The 16,713-nt window shown below is 59.0% G+C and carries 13 protein-coding genes; 3 read left to right on the top strand and 10 right to left on the bottom strand.

Going from position 1 to position 16,713, the window contains the following annotated elements; translation table 11 throughout:
- Window positions 1–17 precede the first annotated feature (17 nt).
- The 5 genes from ABVT35_RS00145 to ABVT35_RS00125 form a co-directional block, all read right to left on the bottom strand.
- Complete coding sequence (locus tag ABVT35_RS00145) at window positions 18–3,467, bottom strand: efflux RND transporter permease subunit (RefSeq protein WP_368463972.1); 3,450 nt, start codon at window positions 3,465–3,467, stop codon at window positions 18–20.
- A 1-nt stretch (window position 3,468) separates the two neighbouring features.
- Complete coding sequence (locus tag ABVT35_RS00140) at window positions 3,469–4,866, bottom strand: efflux RND transporter periplasmic adaptor subunit (protein ID WP_368463971.1); 1,398 nt, start codon at window positions 4,864–4,866, stop codon at window positions 3,469–3,471.
- Between the two features lie 198 nt (window positions 4,867–5,064).
- Complete coding sequence (locus ABVT35_RS00135) at window positions 5,065–6,054, bottom strand: Hsp33 family molecular chaperone (protein WP_368463969.1); 990 nt, start codon at window positions 6,052–6,054, stop codon at window positions 5,065–5,067.
- Between the two features lie 14 nt (window positions 6,055–6,068).
- The gene (gene argF / locus ABVT35_RS00130; RefSeq protein ID WP_368463968.1) at window positions 6,069–6,995 is read right to left on the bottom strand and encodes an ornithine carbamoyltransferase; all 927 of its coding nucleotides are present in this window, start codon (window positions 6,993–6,995) and stop codon (window positions 6,069–6,071) included.
- Window positions 6,996–7,049: 54 nt separating this feature from the next.
- Window positions 7,050–8,237: an aspartate aminotransferase family protein gene (locus tag ABVT35_RS00125; RefSeq protein WP_368463966.1), complete on the bottom strand. Its 1,188-nt coding sequence runs from the start codon at window positions 8,235–8,237 to the stop codon at window positions 7,050–7,052.
- A gap of 430 nt (window positions 8,238–8,667) precedes the next feature.
- Between ABVT35_RS00125 and ABVT35_RS00120 the strand changes: the two genes are divergently transcribed.
- Window positions 8,668–9,186, top strand: coding sequence for a GcrA family cell cycle regulator (locus ABVT35_RS00120; protein WP_368463965.1), 519 nt, complete (start codon window positions 8,668–8,670; stop codon window positions 9,184–9,186).
- Window positions 9,187–9,250: 64 nt separating this feature from the next.
- Here the strand turns inward: ABVT35_RS00120 and ABVT35_RS00115 are convergent, their stop codons facing one another.
- From ABVT35_RS00115 to ABVT35_RS00095, 5 genes are all read right to left on the bottom strand, one after another.
- The gene (locus ABVT35_RS00115; RefSeq protein ID WP_368463964.1) at window positions 9,251–10,285 is read right to left on the bottom strand and encodes an AbrB family transcriptional regulator; all 1,035 of its coding nucleotides are present in this window, start codon (window positions 10,283–10,285) and stop codon (window positions 9,251–9,253) included.
- Between the two features lie 12 nt (window positions 10,286–10,297).
- Entirely contained in the window at window positions 10,298–11,833 is a 1,536-nt protein-coding gene (locus tag ABVT35_RS00110) for a tripartite tricarboxylate transporter permease (protein WP_368463962.1), read from the bottom strand.
- 4 nt (window positions 11,834–11,837) lie between these two features.
- Window positions 11,838–12,296 carry a tripartite tricarboxylate transporter TctB family protein gene (locus tag ABVT35_RS00105; protein ID WP_368463961.1) on the bottom strand — a complete coding sequence of 153 codons (459 nt, stop codon included), beginning with the start codon at window positions 12,294–12,296 and terminating at the stop codon, window positions 11,838–11,840.
- Between the two features lie 99 nt (window positions 12,297–12,395).
- Entirely contained in the window at window positions 12,396–13,364 is a 969-nt protein-coding gene (locus tag ABVT35_RS00100) for a Bug family tripartite tricarboxylate transporter substrate binding protein (protein ID WP_368463960.1), read from the bottom strand.
- Between the two features lie 127 nt (window positions 13,365–13,491).
- The gene (locus tag ABVT35_RS00095) at window positions 13,492–14,556 is read right to left on the bottom strand and encodes an ABC transporter substrate-binding protein (RefSeq protein WP_368463958.1); all 1,065 of its coding nucleotides are present in this window, start codon (window positions 14,554–14,556) and stop codon (window positions 13,492–13,494) included.
- A 73-nt stretch (window positions 14,557–14,629) separates the two neighbouring features.
- Here ABVT35_RS00095 and ABVT35_RS00090 point away from each other — a divergent pair, with 73 nt between their 5' ends.
- Entirely contained in the window at window positions 14,630–15,304 is a 675-nt protein-coding gene (locus ABVT35_RS00090) for a response regulator transcription factor (RefSeq protein ID WP_368463956.1), read from the top strand.
- Window positions 15,304–16,695, top strand: coding sequence for a sensor histidine kinase (locus ABVT35_RS00085; protein WP_368463954.1), 1,392 nt, complete (start codon window positions 15,304–15,306; stop codon window positions 16,693–16,695). Before ABVT35_RS00090 ends, ABVT35_RS00085 begins: the two co-directional genes overlap by 1 nt.
- Window positions 16,696–16,713: the final 18 nt, after the last annotated feature.

The raw sequence follows: 16,713 nt of genomic DNA, 5'->3' as shown, positions 1-16,713 counted from the left end.
TCCTGATCTGATGCCGGTCATGCGCCACGTGTTCCGCGTTGGTGCTGCTGATGGCCGAATACCGCGACAAACGCACTGCGGATATCGCTGCCTATACCGACCAGGGCCGGGACCAGGAACAGAACCAGCAGTGTCGCCATGGCAAGACCGAACACGATCGTGACCGCCATCGGCAGGAGGAACTGGGCCTGGCGGCTGGTCTCAAACAGCAGCGGCAGCAATCCGCCGATTGTTGTCAGAGAGGTCAGCAGCACCGCGCGCAATCGGTCGCGGCTGGCGCCCGTGGCAGCCGAGACAAGTTCCTCGCCTTCCCTCAAACGCTCATCCAGCCGGGTCACCAGGATGATCGAATCGTTGACCAGAATGCCGGACAGGCCAAGAAGCCCAATCCACGACAGGATTGTGAGCTGGTAACCCAGCAGCCAGTGGCCGAACACGGCACCGACAACGCCAAACGGAATGATCAGCATGACGGCAAACGGCCGCCAGTAGCTGGCAAATACCCAGGCAAGGATAATGTAAATCACCGAAAGCGCGACAATCATGCCGAGCTGGAGATCGGCAAACGCGGTCTTTTGTTCCTCTGACCGGCCGCCATAGCGGTAATCAACACCGTATTTGTCGGCAATCGTGCGGATAATTCCGCTCGCCTCCAGCTCCTCGATCACGCCGTCGGTGGTGTTGATTTCATTGTCTATGTCACCGGTGACTGAAATCTTCGTCTTTCCGTCCTTGCGGGAAATATAGGCAAAGCCCTGGCGCTCGGTGAGTTTTGCCACTTCCGTAAGCGGCACGAACTCGCCCTCGGGGCTCTTGAGTTCAAAGCTGCGGAGGGCTCCGGTCCCCCCGGCCCGCATGAGCTGGGACACGCGCACCGTCACCTCGTCATCACCACGGGCGAAACGGAACGGAATCTGCCCGTCAAAGGCATTGCGAAGCTGCCGTCCGATGTCTTCCGCGGTAAAGCCCAGCGCCGCGCCGCGCGGCAGCATTTCAACAACCAGTTCCGGCTTGCCGTAGGGAAGGTTGTCGTCGGCGCCCGATACACCTGCAATGGAGCTGAGAATTGGGATGATCTCCGTTGCCGCGGCCTTAAGGTCGGAGATCCTGTTTCCGCGCAATTCGACATCGACATCGCGACCGGGCGGCCCGCCCCGGGACTGATAGACCGAGAAGCGCGAAACGCCGGGAACCTCCGGAACTGCCCTTCTCCATGCGCGCACGATGTCCGGTGTTCGCACGGTTCTGTATTCGGACGATGTCAGCTGCACCTTGATGGTTGCGCTGGTGCCGCCAAACCGGCTCGCCTTGCTGAACATGACAAATATGGACCGGGCGAGTTCCTCGCTTCCGCCTGTTATTTCCTGCTCGGCCCTACGGAACGCATCCTCGATCCGGGCTATCGCCACCAGAGCGTCTTCTTCCGGCAATCCGGCGATGAAGCTGACATTGCCGCGGATGTTTTCGGCTTCCGGCGATGGGAAAAATACGAACTCGACGCGCTTGCCCTGTATGAGGCCGACAGCAAGAACCAGGACCAGCCCGACGGCTATCGAGACAGTCACATAGCGCCAGCGATAGGAAAGCGAAACCAGCCGGTCGAACGGACCGTCCCGGAAGCGGACGAAATTGCGGTCGAACCAGCTTCTGAACCGTCCTGCTTTCAAGGGCTCTCCGGCAACCGGATCGCTGCGTCCGGCTGCAATACGGCGTTTTAAACCCAAAATGATCGCCTCGATAACCGTCGCGGCAAGCAGCGATCCTCCGGCGACCAGGATCATGCGGACCGGCATCTGCAGACCTTCAAGGCCGGTGAGCCAGACATAGGCAGCCGAATCCTCCGGCATGAAACCATAGAGCGGCGAATAGGGCGTCAGGGCCGTGGAAACGGCAACGACAAAGACGAAGGCGAAGAAAAACTGCCGCCAGTAGGACCAGCGCGGTCCGGCCTGCCGTTCCAGCGCATGGGCCAAGTGGCCGGGAAGCACATAAAAACACTCGAGCAGACTGGCGATGATGACCGCAATGACGACGAGGGGAAGCACGCCCATGATCTGGCCGATCGTATCGGTGATCAAAAGCATCGGTGCGAAGGCGGCTATCGTTGTTGTCATCGCGGCCATGACAGGCGTCAGCATCATGGCGACGCCGTTTTCGGCAGCCGTCTTCGGATCGTCGCCCATTTCAAGGCGGGTATTGGTGTGTTCCCCAACGACGATCGCGTCGTCGACAATGATGCCGAGCATCATGATGAGTCCAAACAGCGATACCATGTTGATGGACTGACCCGAAACAAACATGAACCCGACCGTTGCCAGCAGGGCAACCGGAATGCCGGCGGCAACCCAGAACGCGATGCGGCCGTCGAGAAACAGAAACAAGATTGCCACGACCAGCACAAGCCCACCGAGACCGTTCTTGACCAGAAGCATGATGCGTTCGAGCAGGGCGTCGGATGCCACCTCATAGGTCTGAATTTCTATATTGTGCGGCAGTTGCGGGCGCAGTTCGGCAAGATATTCGTCCAGAATTCTGGCGGTGCGCAAGGTATCGGCAGAGGCGGCCCGGCGCACGTCGATCTCGATGCCGACATTGCCGCCGGTGAAGCCCCGGGTTGCCGTGGTCTCATAGCCGTTCTTGATCGTTGCTATGTCGTCAAGACGCACCTTCTCTCCGGACGAGAAAGACAGCACTTCGATGTTGCCGAGTGCTTCCGGCGTTTTGGCGTCGGCCAGCGAACGCAGCTGCCGTTCAACCGCGCCGTCCAGACTGCCGGACGGCAGATCGCTGCTATTGTCGGTCACGATGCGCGAGACGTCGTTGATCGCCAGACCCAACCGCCGAAGCTCGCGCTCCGGTATATCAATATGTATTTCCTCATCGCGCAGCGCCGTAAAATCGACCTTGTCGATGCCGCGGGCGATCAAATCGTCGCGGATGCGCTTTGCCCATTCGCGCTTGATCGGCTCGGGTGCACTGCCGCCCACCGACAGGCTCGCCACGCGGTCGAAAAAGCTCGCCTTCGATACGGTTGGCGTATCGGCATCCTGAGGAAGCGTGGTGATACCCTTGACCGCCGTTTCGACCTCCGACAACGCCTTTTGCATGTCGGAGCCGTCCTCGAATTCCAGCCTGATGGATCCCGAGCCCTCCCGGGCCGTGGACGTCATGACATCGACGCCTTCGACAAACCGCACTTCCGGCTCGATGACGGCAAGCAGGTTGGCCTCGATATCCTCCGCGCTGGCGCCGGACCACGAAACCGAGACATTGATGTTCGGCCGGTCGACCGACGGGAAGAACTGCGTGTTGATCTTCAAAATACTGAACACGCCGATGAGGATCATCAGCATCATCAGAAGATTGGCCGCATTGGGGTGGCGGATGAATGTGCGCACCAGGAAGCCGGGGCCGCCCATATCCCCTGCAGCGTCTTCGATCACCTGGCGCACACCGCGTTCAGCCATATCAGCTACCCCTGGTGCTTCTGGCGGCGACGCCGTCTCCCGCACCTGGCGCCTTAGATCCGGGTTCACGAACCCGCACGCCGTCATCGGCCTGGGTCAGGTGGGTCGTCATGACAACGTCACCGGGCTCCAGGCCGTCACTGATGATGATGTCCTCACCGTCAAACGCAGCAATTTCGACGATGCGGCGAACGAGTTTGCCGTCTTCGACCACGAAGACTTCGGCGCCGTTGAATAGAGCCGTTTCGGGAATCCGGAACGATTGCCCGTACAGCCTGTCGGGAACGTCGATTTCGACAAAGGCGCCCGGTCGCAACTGAACCGCAGAACTCGTCGGATCGATCCTGGCGACGACCTCCACTCCGCCGCGCTTGGAGGCGATTTCGGCCGCGATGCGGTCTATCTGGCCGGTATATTCATAGCTGCTCAACCCGACTGTCCAGACTACCTTGATGGCACGGCCGATCAGCGGATCCGCATCGGCCGAAATGCGCCCGTACTGCGCATCGGTCAAGGTGAAGCGGGCCTCGAGAGCCTCGTCGTCATATAATGTGACGACAACGTCGCTGCTGCTGACATAGCGGCCCGGCTCCGCATTTTCAGAGTTGACCACACCGGTAAATGGCGCCTTGAGAACTGCGTTTTCAAGATTACGCTCGGCCTGTTGCACCTTCCAGGTCAGACTGTCGATACTGGCAACCTGCTGCTCACGCCTGGCATCTTCAATCAACCGGTTGTTGCGGCGTTGGCTGACGGCCTGCTGGCGTTGCGACACAATCAGGCGCCGGTCCTCAACCTGCTTCTCCGTCAGCGCTCCGCTAGAGACGAGCGATTGCGCACGCTCGAGGTCGCTTTCGGCGAGCCTGAGCTGTGTTTCGGCGGCTTCAAGCTGGTCGTTTTCGGCAATGATGCGCGCTTCTGTTTCTGCCAGCGTGGCACGCGCCTGCGCAAGATTTGCTCGCGCTTCGGAAAGCGCCCCGCGATGGTAGAACGGATCGATCTCGATCAGGACGTCGCCCTTGGAGACGCGCGCACCGGCGCTCAGATTCGGATTGACTGCGATGATTTCGCCATTGACAAGCGGGCGAAGTTCTACCGAGCGGGCCGCCTGGACCTCACCATAAAGCAAGAGCTTCGGGCGGTTTGCCTGCGGTTTTGCCGTTACGGTTTCGACGGAATAGACGTTGGGCCGGAACGGACGGGGGTCCCGCTCAGGCTTTGTATCTATGATCCGGTTCATGGCGAAGTAGGATCCGCCAAGAACCGCAAGCATCAGCAGAATCTGCAGCAGAGCGCGGCCACCGCGCAAAAGCGGCGATCTCGACCCGGGTTTGTTGTCTGGTGCTGTACCGGACAGGGACGATTCCGGCTCCCCGTCCTCATTTATCGACTTCAGCATACATGCGCTCCGGCTGGCTCCCAGCAGTCTACTTATGTAGTCGCTCGCCGCAGAAATTAAAGTTTTGTAACCTTGGCGGCATTTTCACCATTTTTTGGCTAAATGCCAGAAACCCAAGCTCAACTTTACATTACTTTACATCGCGCAAGGCCATGCCGCGGATCGCCATTGCGCCGGAAAACGCAGTTGAAGGTGAAGTTACTCTTCGATTTCAGACGGATCAAAAACGTAACTCGAAGAGCAGAATTCGCATTTTACCGTTATTTCGCCGTTTTCAACGCTTTCGGCAATCTCATCGCTTTCAAGCCCCATGAGCACATCTTTGATCTTGTCGCGCGAACAAGAGCAGTTGTCGCGCACTTCGAGCGGTTCGAAGACGCGCACGCCGCGCTCATGAAACAGCCGGTAAAGCAGCCGTTCGGAACCAACCTGCGGATCCGCGAGTTCGTCGTCCGCAATGGTTTCCATGAGCAACTTGGCTTCAATCCAGTCCTCGTCTTCCTCGAAGTCGCCGTGGTCTATGTCATCCGGCAGATCACCGCCGGGAAGGTCCGCCCGGCGCATGCGTTCAGGGGACTCGGGCAGGAACTGAAGCACCACACCGCCGGCGCGCCACTGGTGTTCGCGCTCGCCGCCGCTGTTGGAACCGTATAGCTGTGCGGCTGCCAGCCGCACTTCCGTCGGAATCTGTTCCGACTGACGGAAATAGGCGCGCGCAATCTCTTCGAGAGTCGATCCGTTGAGCTCGACGATACCCTGGTAGCGCTGCATATGCGCACCCTGGTCGATGGTAAAAGCAAGAATTCCTTTGCCAAGCAGTTCGTGCGGTTCGAGCTGGTCGAGCGCCACGGCCTCGGCAAGCGCCTTTTCGTCGTAGCGGGCATAGGCGCGCAGACTGTCGGGTGTGGTGAAATCGGCGACCAGCATGTCCACCGGACCTTCTGTCTGCGTCTGGACGATGAACTTGCCGGTAAATTTCAGCGACGTTCCAAGCAGCACCGTCAGGGTGATGGTCTCGGCAAGCAACCGGGCGACCGGCTCGGGATAGTCGTGACGGTCCAAAATGGCGTTGAGCATCGGGCCGAGCTGTACGGCACGTCCACGCGCATCAAGCCCTTCAACCTGAAACGGCACGACCTTGTCATCACCGGCAAAGCCGATTTCTCCGAGGGTAATATTGTCTGTCATCTTCTCAGTCTGAATTAGAGGCGATCAAGGCACCAGGCAAGGATGGCCTTTTGCGCATGCATCCGATTTTCGGCCTCGTCAAATACCACCGATTGCGGCCCATCTATGACCTCATCGGTCACTTCTTCACCGCGATGGGCCGGCAGACAATGCATGAACAGGGCATCGGGGTCGGCTTTTTCCATCAGTCGGGCATTGACCTGATAGGGCTTGAATACATTGTGACCGCGGGCCCGCTGTTCCTGGCCCATGGATACCCAGGTATCGGTAATGACGCAGTCCGATCCGGCAACCGCCGTTTCAGGATCGGTCGACATCGACACCTTGCCACCGTTGTTGTGCGCCCAATCTGTGTATTCCTGCACCGGCTCGGACCCCTTGGGAACCGCAACATTCATGTGGTAGCCAAAGCGCGCGGATCCTTCGATGAGCGAGTGCAGCACATTGTTTCCGTCACCGACCCAGGAAAGCGTCTTTCCGGCAATGGAGCCGCGATGCTGCTCATATGTCATCACGTCAGCCATGATCTGGCAGGGGTGCGTGTCGTCGGTGAGCCCGTTGATCACCGGAACGGTGGCAAATTCGGCGAGCTCCGTCAGCCGCCGGTGATCGGTGGTGCGGATCATCACAATATCAACGTAGCGCGAAAGCACGCGCGCCGTGTCGGCGATGGATTCGGCGCGGCCGAGCTGCATGTCGTTGCCGGACAACAAAATGGTTTCACCGCCGAGCTGCCGCATGCCGACGTCAAAGGATACGCGGGTCCTGGTTGACGGCTTTTCAAAGATCATCGCAAGGACCTTGCCGTCAAGCGGCTTGTCCGCGGTGCCGTCCTTGGTCGCAGCCTTTCGCATGTGCGCGTGGTCGAGTATGTCGCGCAGGTCCGTGCCGGAAACGGCGGATAGATCAAGGAAATGACGGGGGCCGTCACGTGTAGTCATTGCGGTTTTCCTTGTTAATGCGGCGCAGCTTGCTCCATGCCCGCTTTGCGCCCGTCAGGCCTTTGCTCCTGAGACGGCGGCAGCCGCGGCACTCAGGCGGGCCAGTCCTTCCCTGGCCTCTTCGACCGTTGTCGTCAACGGCGGCAGCAGACGCACGACATTGTCGCCGGCCGGGGCTCCAAGTAGATTGGCGTCGCGCATGGCCACGAGCAGCTCGCTGTTCGGCCCTTTGCATTTTATGCCGAGCATCAGGCCGGTTCCCCGGATCTCGTCCACGACATCGGGATACCGGTCGGCGATTTCTGCAAGCCCCTGCTTGAACACCAGGCTGACGTCGCGCACGTGTTGAAGGAACCCGTCTTTGAGGATCACGTCCAAAACCGCATTGCCAACAGCCATGGCAAGCGGGTTGCCGCCATAGGTGGTGCCGTGCGTACCCGGTGTCATGCCGGCCGCGGCTTCTTCCGTCGCCAGGCAAACACCAAACGGAAACCCGCCACCAATGCCCTTGGCGACGGCCATAATGTCCGGCGTGATGCCGGCCCACTCGTAGGCAAAGAGCTTGCCCGTGCGACCCACGCCGCACTGGACCTCATCCAGAACGAGCAGCACACCATGTTCGTCGCACAGCGCACGCAGGTCCCGGAGCCATTGCGCGGAAAGCTCGCGAATTCCGCCTTCGCCCTGCAACGGCTCGATCAGGACCGCAGCCGTTTCGTCATTGATCGCATTTTTGATGGCATCCAGGTCGCCAAAGGGAACCTGATCGAAACCGGGTGCCTTGGGACCGAAACCTTCGAGATATTTGTCCTGACCGCCGGCCGCAATCGTGGCAAGCGTCCGGCCATGAAAGGCGCCCTCGATCGTTATGATACCGAAACGATTATCCTGGCCGTTGACATAGTGGTAGCGGCGCGCGGTCTTTATGGCGCATTCCAGAGCCTCGGCGCCGGAATTGGTGAAAAACGCGCGATCGGCAAATGTCGCTTCCGTCAAACGGTCTGCGAGACGGGCCTGGTCCGGAATCTCATAAAGGTTGGACAGATGCCACAGGCGCTCGGCCTGGTTTTTCAGCGTCTCCACCAGATGCGGATGCGAATGCCCGACCGACGTGACTGCAATGCCGGCGGCAAAATCGAGATATCGCGAACCGTCCTCGGTAATCAGCCAGACACCCTCTCCCCGCTCGAAGCGAAGCGGAATACGATTATACGTGCCGTAAAGCGACGCATTCTCTGACATGCCCATATCTCCCAAAGGCCACGGCACGCGTTGTGCGGTTGAACAAATTCCGTATCAATCCGGCGTATTCAGCCGGACAAAAACAAATAGCTGCCCGGAAAAGGCAGCTGTTGCTGTATCTTTATACTGTGCGCAGGCGTCAATCAACCACCGCGAATCAATGACCGGCCCGCAATGCGTCCCCGCCAAATTGGGCCAAAATGGGCCAAAAATGCCTTCAAGTTGGGGAAAACTTAAAAAAGGAATCTTCTTGATTCGCCGGAACCTTGTCACCGAGTCTCCCTGTCACTAGGTTATAGTTAAGATTTTGGACTGCATGCGGCGGACCTAGTAACCTTTAACAGAAAATACATTTCGGCTCCGAAATGAATTCGGAACTCGTTGAAGGATTCGGTCGCCCCCCGATGCGGCAACAAAGGGGTATATGACCATGAGCTGGACAGATGAGCGTGTCGACAGGCTAAAGAAACTATGGGCAGACGGCTTGAGTGCAAGCCAGATTGCGGCGGAATTGGGCGGTGTGAGCCGCAATGCCGTGATCGGCAAGGTACATCGCCTTAACCTACCGGGACGTGCAAAATCCGGCGGATCGTCGGCTTCGCGCGCCAAACGTGTATCCACATCATCGAGAAGCAACGGCTATTCGTCACGGACGAGCACGACCCGTTCGATGCCACGCACGGCCGGTGCAACTGCCTTAAAGCAGGAAGTCATCGCCGATGCGATTGCCGAGATCGATACGCGACCGGTCGAGGACGTCGTCGTGCCGATTTTCCGAAAACTGGCACTGACGGAGCTGACCGAAAAGACCTGCAAGTGGCCTGTTGGCGATCCGCTGCAAGAAGATTTCTACTTCTGCGGCACCGATTGTGACGACACCGGCCCCTACTGCAACTATCATTCAAAGCTGGCCTTTCAGCCGACCGCTGACCGCAAGCGCGTGCGCTAGAGCACAGCAACGGCATTGCGGGCCTTGATGAAGAGGCGGTCTTCCGGGGCCGCCTTTTGTTTTGCTATTGGCGTTTCGTGCGCACCAGCACGGCCGGTGCGAGGAACGTCAGAATAACAAGCCGCCAGACGTGGTGGGCGGCGACAAATGTCGGATCCGCGCCAAGGATGACCGCGACGGCAGCCATCGATTCAACGCCCCCCGGTGCAAATGCAATCAGCACCTGCGGAAGCGGCAGATCAATGATCTGGACGAGAAGGACGGCAAAGACGATTGTCACAACGAACGCGATCATCGTCACCACCAGTCCAGCACCAAGCGCCCTGCGCAAAGTCTTCATGGACACGCCCGAAAAACGCGTGCCGATCAGGGTACCCATAAGCGCAAATGCTGGAATTGATGCCCACAGCGGAACGTGTCCGTCAACCAGACCGCTCAGATGGGTCACGGTCGAAAAAATCATCCCGCCGATCAACAGCGCCGCCGGTACCCGCAGACGGTTGAGAAACAGGCCCAGCAGCATTGCGAGGACAACACTCACGCCGAGCGGAAGCAGCGTCATTTTCCCGCCGGGCAACCCCATCTGCGTGGTGTCATAACCCATCAGGGCAACGGCAAAGGGAACCAGCAGGGTGAGCGCCAGTACACGTGTGCTCTGTATGACGCTTATGGTTGGAATATCACCGCGCGTATCGGTGCTGAGGCCGAGAATATAGCTGAGATGCCCGGGCGTTGAGGACAGGATCGCGGTCTCGCTGTCCTGCCGCCAGAAACGCTGCAACGTAAATCTGCATACAAAGAAGATGGTACAGACGCTGATCGCCAGCAATATGAAGCTGAGCGGCCATTGCCGTGCCGCTGCATAAACCTCCGGCGTCACGCCGGTTCCCATCGACAGTCCGATGATCACGAAGCAGGCATTGCGCAGTATGTTCGGCACGGCGAGCCGAAGGCCGATCACCGACAGCGCCGTCACCATCAACGCCGGTCCCGTAAGGGCCGGTGCGGGAAATCCTATGAACCAGGCAACGGCAAGGCCGGCGGCTCCGGCCGCCAGCGTTGTCGATGTGGTTACAAGGTCATGTCCCGCCCGTGCCATGTTCCGGTATTCTCAGCCCCCTTCCCCGGCCCGGTCGGCACCTTTGCGCAAGCGCTGTATGCGCGACCAGACGATGGGTGCGAAAAGACAGGAGGCGGCGATGAGGAGAATCGCCAGGGTGAGCGGACGCTGCCAGATAAAGGACCAGCTGTCGTTATTGATAAGCAGCGCGCGCCTCAGATTTTCCTCCATCATACCGCCAAGGATAAAGCCGAGGATCATCGGCGCCATCGGAAAGTCGAGAAACCGGAAGACAACCGCGGCAAGGCCGAACAACACCATGAGCTGGATATCGAACGTGTTGAAGCTGACAAAATAGACGCCGATCAGCGAAAAGAACAGGATCAGCGGCAGCAGGAACCGTGAAGGGATGGCCAGTATTTTGGCAATGTAAGGAATGAGCGGCAGGTTGAGGACCAGCAGAACGATATTGCCGATCCACATGGAGACGATGACCGACCAGAACACTGCGGGCTGATCGACATAAAGGCGCGGTCCCGGCTGAATGCCATAGCCAATCAGGGCGCCGAGCATGATCGCCGTTGTACCGGAACCGGGAATGCCAAGTGTAAGAAGCGGTACGAACGAGCCCGTTGCAGCAGCGTTGTTTGCCGTTTCGGGTGCGCTCAAGCCCCGGATCGATCCTTTTCCGAACAGTTTGCCCTTCTCGGGGCCGGCAATGCGTTGCTCCGTGCCATAGGCCAGAAAGCTGGCGATTGTGGCGCCGGCACCGGGCAGCACGCCAATGATGAAGCCGAGGATCGAGGAGCGGCCGATAACCGGTGTCATCTCACGTACTTCTTCCTTCGAAACACGCATCGACCCGAGATTGGACGATGCCTCCATTTCTTGCTGCCGCTTGTCGTCGCCCGACGGCTTCAAGATGGCCATCAGGGCCTCGGAAAGCGCAAAGGTCGCCATGACGAGAAGCAGGAACGAAATACCGTCGGTCAGGTCAATCAATCCCAATGTAAAACGCGGAACTCCTTGCGTCTGATCGGTGCCGACCGTTGACAGCATCAGGCCGATAACGGTCATCAACAACGCCTTCAATACATCGCCCTTGCCGGCAAATGCGGCAACGGCGGTCAGTCCCAGCACCATCAGCGCGAAATAGTCTGCCGAATGAAAGGACAGCGACACCGCCGCCAGAAACGGTGCTGCAACCAGCAAGAACACGGCCGCAATCACGCCGCCGGAAAATGACGAATAGGCTGCTATCGCAAGTGCTTTTCCAGCCTTGCCCTGCTTTGCCATGGGATAGCCGTCAAAGGAGGTTGCCACCGTGCTTGCCACACCCGGCGCATTGATCAGGATCGACGACGTCGACCCGCCAAATATGGCGCCGTAGTAAACAGCGGCCATGAGAATAATACCGGTCGCCGGCTCCAGACTGGCGGCAACCGGGATCATCAGCGCGATGGCCGACATGGGTCCAAGGCCGGGCAACATGCCGATGAATGTGCCGACCAGGCAGCCGGTCAGGACGAAGAGAATGTTGATGGGCGTCAGCGCGGTTCCAAGACCAATCAGTATGCCGTCAATCATTGAATCAGCCTTTCAGGAACCAGGGGAGCGGCTCGATGAACACATCAAGCCCCTGTGTCATCAACACCCAGAAGGCGACGACGAGCGGAACCGAAACCAGAAGCAGTTTCGTGACAGACCGCTCGCCAAGCATTGCAAAGCCGGCGATGAGGAATACAGAGGTCGACAGCAGAAATCCGAGGGGGCGGATGGTCAGCCCGTATGCGGACATCAGCACCATGAATAAAGCTGCTGTTGTCCAATTGAAACCGGCCAGCCTGGGGCGCTCGTGCGAGCCCGGAAACAGGATAACGAGCAGCGACAGGCCGATACCGAGCACCATCAGAACCTCGGGCATGGTGCGGGCGGTAAATGCGGCCTTTGCCTGGATCGGCAGCAGAGTGATGTTCTGACTCAATACGCCGTAGGTAATGCAAAATGCGAGCAGCAATACGCCGCCAATTCTGTCCTTGGAAAACAGCATGGAAATGCTCCCCCGACGGCGCATGCCGTCTGCCATTTGGGTGGCGGGCACCGCACCAAGCGTCCCGCCACCCTTTTTCTAATGCGGATGAAACCGCGCTTAAAGGAAGCCGAGCTCTTTCATAAGCCCGCCGACTTCTGCTTCCTGCTGCTCAAGGAATGTCGAGAAGTCATCGCCCGGATTGAAGATTTCAACCCAGCCATTGCGGTCACGCACGGCAACCCATTCCGGCGTGTCGTACATTTTTTCAAGGGCCGCAATGTATTCGGCCTTCTTGTCGTCCGGCAGGCCGGGCGCTGCAAAGAATCCGCGCCAGTTGACGAAATTGGTGCCAACCGACCCTGACTCATCACATGTCGGCGTATCGGGGGCGGCCGGAAGCCGCTCAAGCGACGTGACGCAAAGCACATTGACCTCGCCCTGGCGCGCCAATTCGAGCGCCTCGCCGAAGCCGGTCGTCAACGCGCTGATTTCACCGGAGAGCAAACCGGCCATCGCCTTGCCGCCGGCGTCATAGGGGATGTATTTGACATCGGTCGGGCTTTCGCCGGCATTCTTCATGACCAGCGCCGCGATAAGATGGTCCATGCCGCCGGCAACTGAGCCGCCGCCAATAGCCACTTTCGCGGGGTCAGCCTTATAGGCTGCGACCAGTCCGCCGAGATCTGAAATTTCGGAATTCTTGCCGACGACAATTGCGCCGTAGTCGCCGATAATTCCGGCAATCGGCGTCAGGTCACGGAACGACTGCGGGAAGACCTTCTGCAGCGAGCGAATGACGATCGGCGTCGAATTCACCATCAGGGTTCCCTGATCCTTTGTCTCGATGATGTGCGCAATTGCCTTGCCGCCGCCACCGCCGGACATGTTTTCATAGGATGCGGACCCGACAATGCCCGACTTCGTCAGTGCTTCGCCCGTACCCCGGGCCGTGCCGTCCCAGCCGCCACCGGCCCCGCCGGGGATCAGGAACTTGATCTCTTCAACGGTTTGCGCTTGCGCCAAACCGGCTCCTGCACCAAGTGTCATTGCCGAAACGGCCAGTACGGCTGTCAGTTTTCTCAGCATGTTTTCCTCCCAGAAATAATCATCGCGCCCGAAGGCGTGTACGGCTAAGCAAAACAGCAAAAGCTGTCATGAAGCTGACATCCTTCAGAATTGGCTGAGCCGGAGGCACGGCCTCCGGATTCCGGTGCTATTTGGCGCTCAGCGCTTCGTTCCAGCGTGCAATGAAACGGGCACGTTTGACCTGATCGAGATAGACAACCAGACCGGGACTGATCGAGACCGGCCGGAGCTGCGGTCCGAAACGCTCCCGCATAGCCGATGCGGTATTCGGGCCATCCACGTCCGGATGAAGCGCCGGGAGCCGGACATCGCGCGCCATGATCGTCTGGCCCTGCCGGGACATCAAAAACGCCAATAGCGCTTTTCCAAGGTCGGGATCGGCCGCCGCTTCCGGCACAAGCGCAATCCTCGACATGACGACCGTATAGTCCTCGGGAAGAATGATACCGAGGTCGGGTTTGCGGCTTGCCCAGCTCTGCGCGTAGGAGCCGAGTATATTATAACCCAAGGCAAAACGGCCGTCGGCAACACGATCAAGAATCGCCGATGAGTTGGAATAGAGCTTTACGCCTGAGGAACCGAACGCGGAAACCAGTTCCCAAATGTCCCGATTGTGTTCCTTGTCACGCGCCAGGAAGAGAAATCCGAGACCCGAACGCTCGACATCATAGGTGGCGATGCGCCCATAGAGTTGCGCTTCGGAGGATTTGAGCAGCTCGATCAGATCGGCCCGGTTTTTGGGCAGGGGCAAACCTTCAAAGCTCGGCTTGTGATAGACGATGACCGACGGTTCAAACGTCAGTCCGAAAGCCGATTTGCGCCAGCTCGCCCACTGCGGCCAATTATCCAAACGTATTTCCGGCACCGCCTGCACGTAACCGTCATTGACCAGTTTAACCTGCAGGTCCATTGCCGAGGAGATGATAAGATCAGCGGTTTTTCCCTGTTCGTCCGTCTCACGGATGACGCGCTCGTAGATCTCAAGCGACTGCAGGTCTTCATAGCTGACGGCAACGCCGGGATGGGCTTGCTGAAACGCCGTTATCAGAGGCCGCGCAACGGTTTCATCGAGCGTCGAATAGACGGTCAATGTCCGCTCGGCCGCCTCTCCGTCAAAAGGTGGAAATACGGTTGCAGCCCGAGCCGGGGCAATCATCAGGAGAACAAACAACAGAAAGCAGACAATGCGCATCCGGCGACATTGCCCTGCAAAATTCGCATTCACAAGAGGCAATCGAGTGACTACCCTTTCTGGCGGAGGTACCATGCGGGTTTTGATCGTTGAGGATAATCGCAAACTGGCGGACGGGCTGAAACAGCTCCTTGCCGACAGTGGATATGCGGTCGACTGTGTCGCCGACGGCGATTCCGCGCTGTCGGCCGTCAAGGCGCTTAACTACGATCTGGTTGTCCTCGATTTGAGCCTGCCCGAGATGGATGGTCTGGAAGTCCTGCGTGAAATGCGGTCGGACCGGATTGCGGTTCCGGTGCTTATCCTGACGGCGCGGGACGGGCTCGAGGATCGTATTCGCGGCCTTGATCTTGGCGCGGACGACTATCTGACAAAACCTTTCGAATGGGGCGAACTGAACGCCCGGGTACGGGCACTCATCCGCCGTTCGCTGGCGGTCAGAACCTCGCTTGTGGAAGCGGGGCCGATTAAATTCGACCTCAAAAGCGGCCAGGTCTTTGCCGATGAGGTCGCCATTGAAATCCCGGCGCGCGAAATCAACGTGCTCAAGGCGCTGATGCTGGCCAATGGCCGCATCCTGAGCAAGGCACAACTGATTGATTCCCTTAGCAGTTTTGACGAAGACATTAGTGAGAACGCCGTAGAACAATATATCAGCCGGCTGCGCCGGCGCCTTGCCGATCACGGTATCTCGATAAAGGCTGCACGCGGACTGGGCTATTATCTGCAGACCCCCGGTGACCATTGATGAGCGGGCAACCGTCCTCCTATTCGATACGCACCCGCCTGCTCCTGTGGCTGCTGCTGCCGCTGTTGGCCATCGGTCTCCTGGCGCTGTTCGATTCCTACCGGTCCGCGCGCGAAACCGCTGATGAGATTTCAGACCGGGTTCTCGCCGGATCTGCGCTGGCGATCGCCGAACGTATTTTTGTCAATGACGACGGCCTGCTTGAAGTCGATATCCCCTATGTCGCCCTGGAAATGCTGACCTCGGCAGAGGAAGACCGGGTTTTCTATCGTATCGAGGGTCCGCAATCGCAATTTGTGACCGGATACCGGCTTCTTCCGGTACCGGACCAATTCGACCGGGAAGAACGCGATATGCAATTTGCCGATGCCTGGTTCCGCGACGAGCCCATAAGGGTCGCCGTTCGTTCCGGAGCGGCGGCCTCCGACACGGTGTCGCTTGCCTATCAGGTGGTTGTTGCCGAGACCACAAATGCAAGGGCCAAGATGGCGCGTGACATCCTGTTTCGTTCGGCCCTGCGGCAGAGCGTGCTCATTCTGACCGCCGCATTTGTCGTCTGGATCGCGGTCACACGGGCGCTGCGGCCACTTTACAGGCTGCAAGAAGCCGTCGGACGCCGCAGCCCGGAAGATCTGCGCCCGATCGAACACCGTGTACCGAGCGAAGTCAGCGGGCTAGTCGCGACGATAAACGATCTCGTGAAGCGGTTTGGATCTTCCATTTCGGCGCTGCGCAATTTCACTGCCAATGCCAGCCATCAACTGCGCACGCCGCTGACCGTCATGCGCACCCAGCTCGAAATCGCCAATCGCGCAAATACGCCGGAGGCCCGTCAGGAGGCGCTGGCCGAAGCCGACGAAGCCGTCAGCGACACCGAACGCGTGCTATCCCAGTTGCTCGTTCTTGCCCGCATCGATGCCGCCGCCCAAAAGGACGTCGCCCGCGACAGCTGCGATATCGCGGCTATCAGCCGGCAGGTCTGCGAAGAGCTGATTTCAGGCGGGCTGCCTGCAGACATCGACCTTGGATATGACGGACCTGACCACCTGAGGATGCGCGGCGACGACGTGCTTGTGCGCGAGATGCTCCGCAACGTGGTCGACAATGCCATGCGCCACGGCGGCCGGCCCATCGAGATCACAGTCCGCACAAGAGATGCAGGCGCGGGCGTTCTGCTTGAAATTGAAGATGACGGCATCGGCATTGATCCGGCGAACAAGCAATCGGTGATGGGCCGGTTCCGGCGCGGCAGCGATGCGCAGGCGCAAGGGAGCGGCCTGGGGCTCGCCATTGCCAATGAGATTGCCGAATTGTTCGGCGGGCGCCTTGAACTTCGCGCACCGTCGAACGGCGGTGGCCTGATCGTCCATATGAAATTTTCAGCCAAATAGCGACTGAACCGGCGGAGA

The sequence above is a fragment of the Hoeflea sp. TYP-13 genome, assembly GCF_040932035.1.
GTDB lineage: Bacteria > Pseudomonadota > Alphaproteobacteria > Rhizobiales > Rhizobiaceae > Hoeflea_A.
This window is presented reverse-complemented; position numbering and strand designations above follow the sequence as displayed.

Bases quoted from the DNA above. Each gene is read 5' to 3' on its own strand.
- ABVT35_RS00145 (WP_368463972.1), bottom strand. From the start codon at position 3,467: ATGGCTGAACGCGGTGTGCGCCAGGTGATCGAAGACGCTGCAGGGGAT.
- ABVT35_RS00140 (WP_368463971.1), bottom strand. From the start codon at position 4,866: ATGCTGAAGTCGATAAATGAGGACGGGGAGCCGGAATCGTCCCTGTCC.
- ABVT35_RS00135 (WP_368463969.1), bottom strand. From the start codon at position 6,054: ATGACAGACAATATTACCCTCGGAGAAATCGGCTTTGCCGGTGATGAC.
- argF (WP_368463968.1), bottom strand. From the start codon at position 6,995: ATGACTACACGTGACGGCCCCCGTCATTTCCTTGATCTATCCGCCGTT.
- ABVT35_RS00125 (WP_368463966.1), bottom strand. From the start codon at position 8,237: ATGTCAGAGAATGCGTCGCTTTACGGCACGTATAATCGTATTCCGCTT.
- ABVT35_RS00120 (WP_368463965.1), top strand. From the start codon at position 8,668: ATGAGCTGGACAGATGAGCGTGTCGACAGGCTAAAGAAACTATGGGCA.
- ABVT35_RS00115 (WP_368463964.1), bottom strand. From the start codon at position 10,285: ATGGCACGGGCGGGACATGACCTTGTAACCACATCGACAACGCTGGCG.
- ABVT35_RS00110 (WP_368463962.1), bottom strand. From the start codon at position 11,833: ATGATTGACGGCATACTGATTGGTCTTGGAACCGCGCTGACGCCCATC.
- ABVT35_RS00105 (WP_368463961.1), bottom strand. From the start codon at position 12,296: ATGCTGTTTTCCAAGGACAGAATTGGCGGCGTATTGCTGCTCGCATTT.
- ABVT35_RS00100 (WP_368463960.1), bottom strand. From the start codon at position 13,364: ATGCTGAGAAAACTGACAGCCGTACTGGCCGTTTCGGCAATGACACTT.
- ABVT35_RS00095 (WP_368463958.1), bottom strand. From the start codon at position 14,556: ATGCGCATTGTCTGCTTTCTGTTGTTTGTTCTCCTGATGATTGCCCCG.
- ABVT35_RS00090 (WP_368463956.1), top strand. From the start codon at position 14,630: ATGCGGGTTTTGATCGTTGAGGATAATCGCAAACTGGCGGACGGGCTG.
- ABVT35_RS00085 (WP_368463954.1), top strand. From the start codon at position 15,304: ATGAGCGGGCAACCGTCCTCCTATTCGATACGCACCCGCCTGCTCCTG.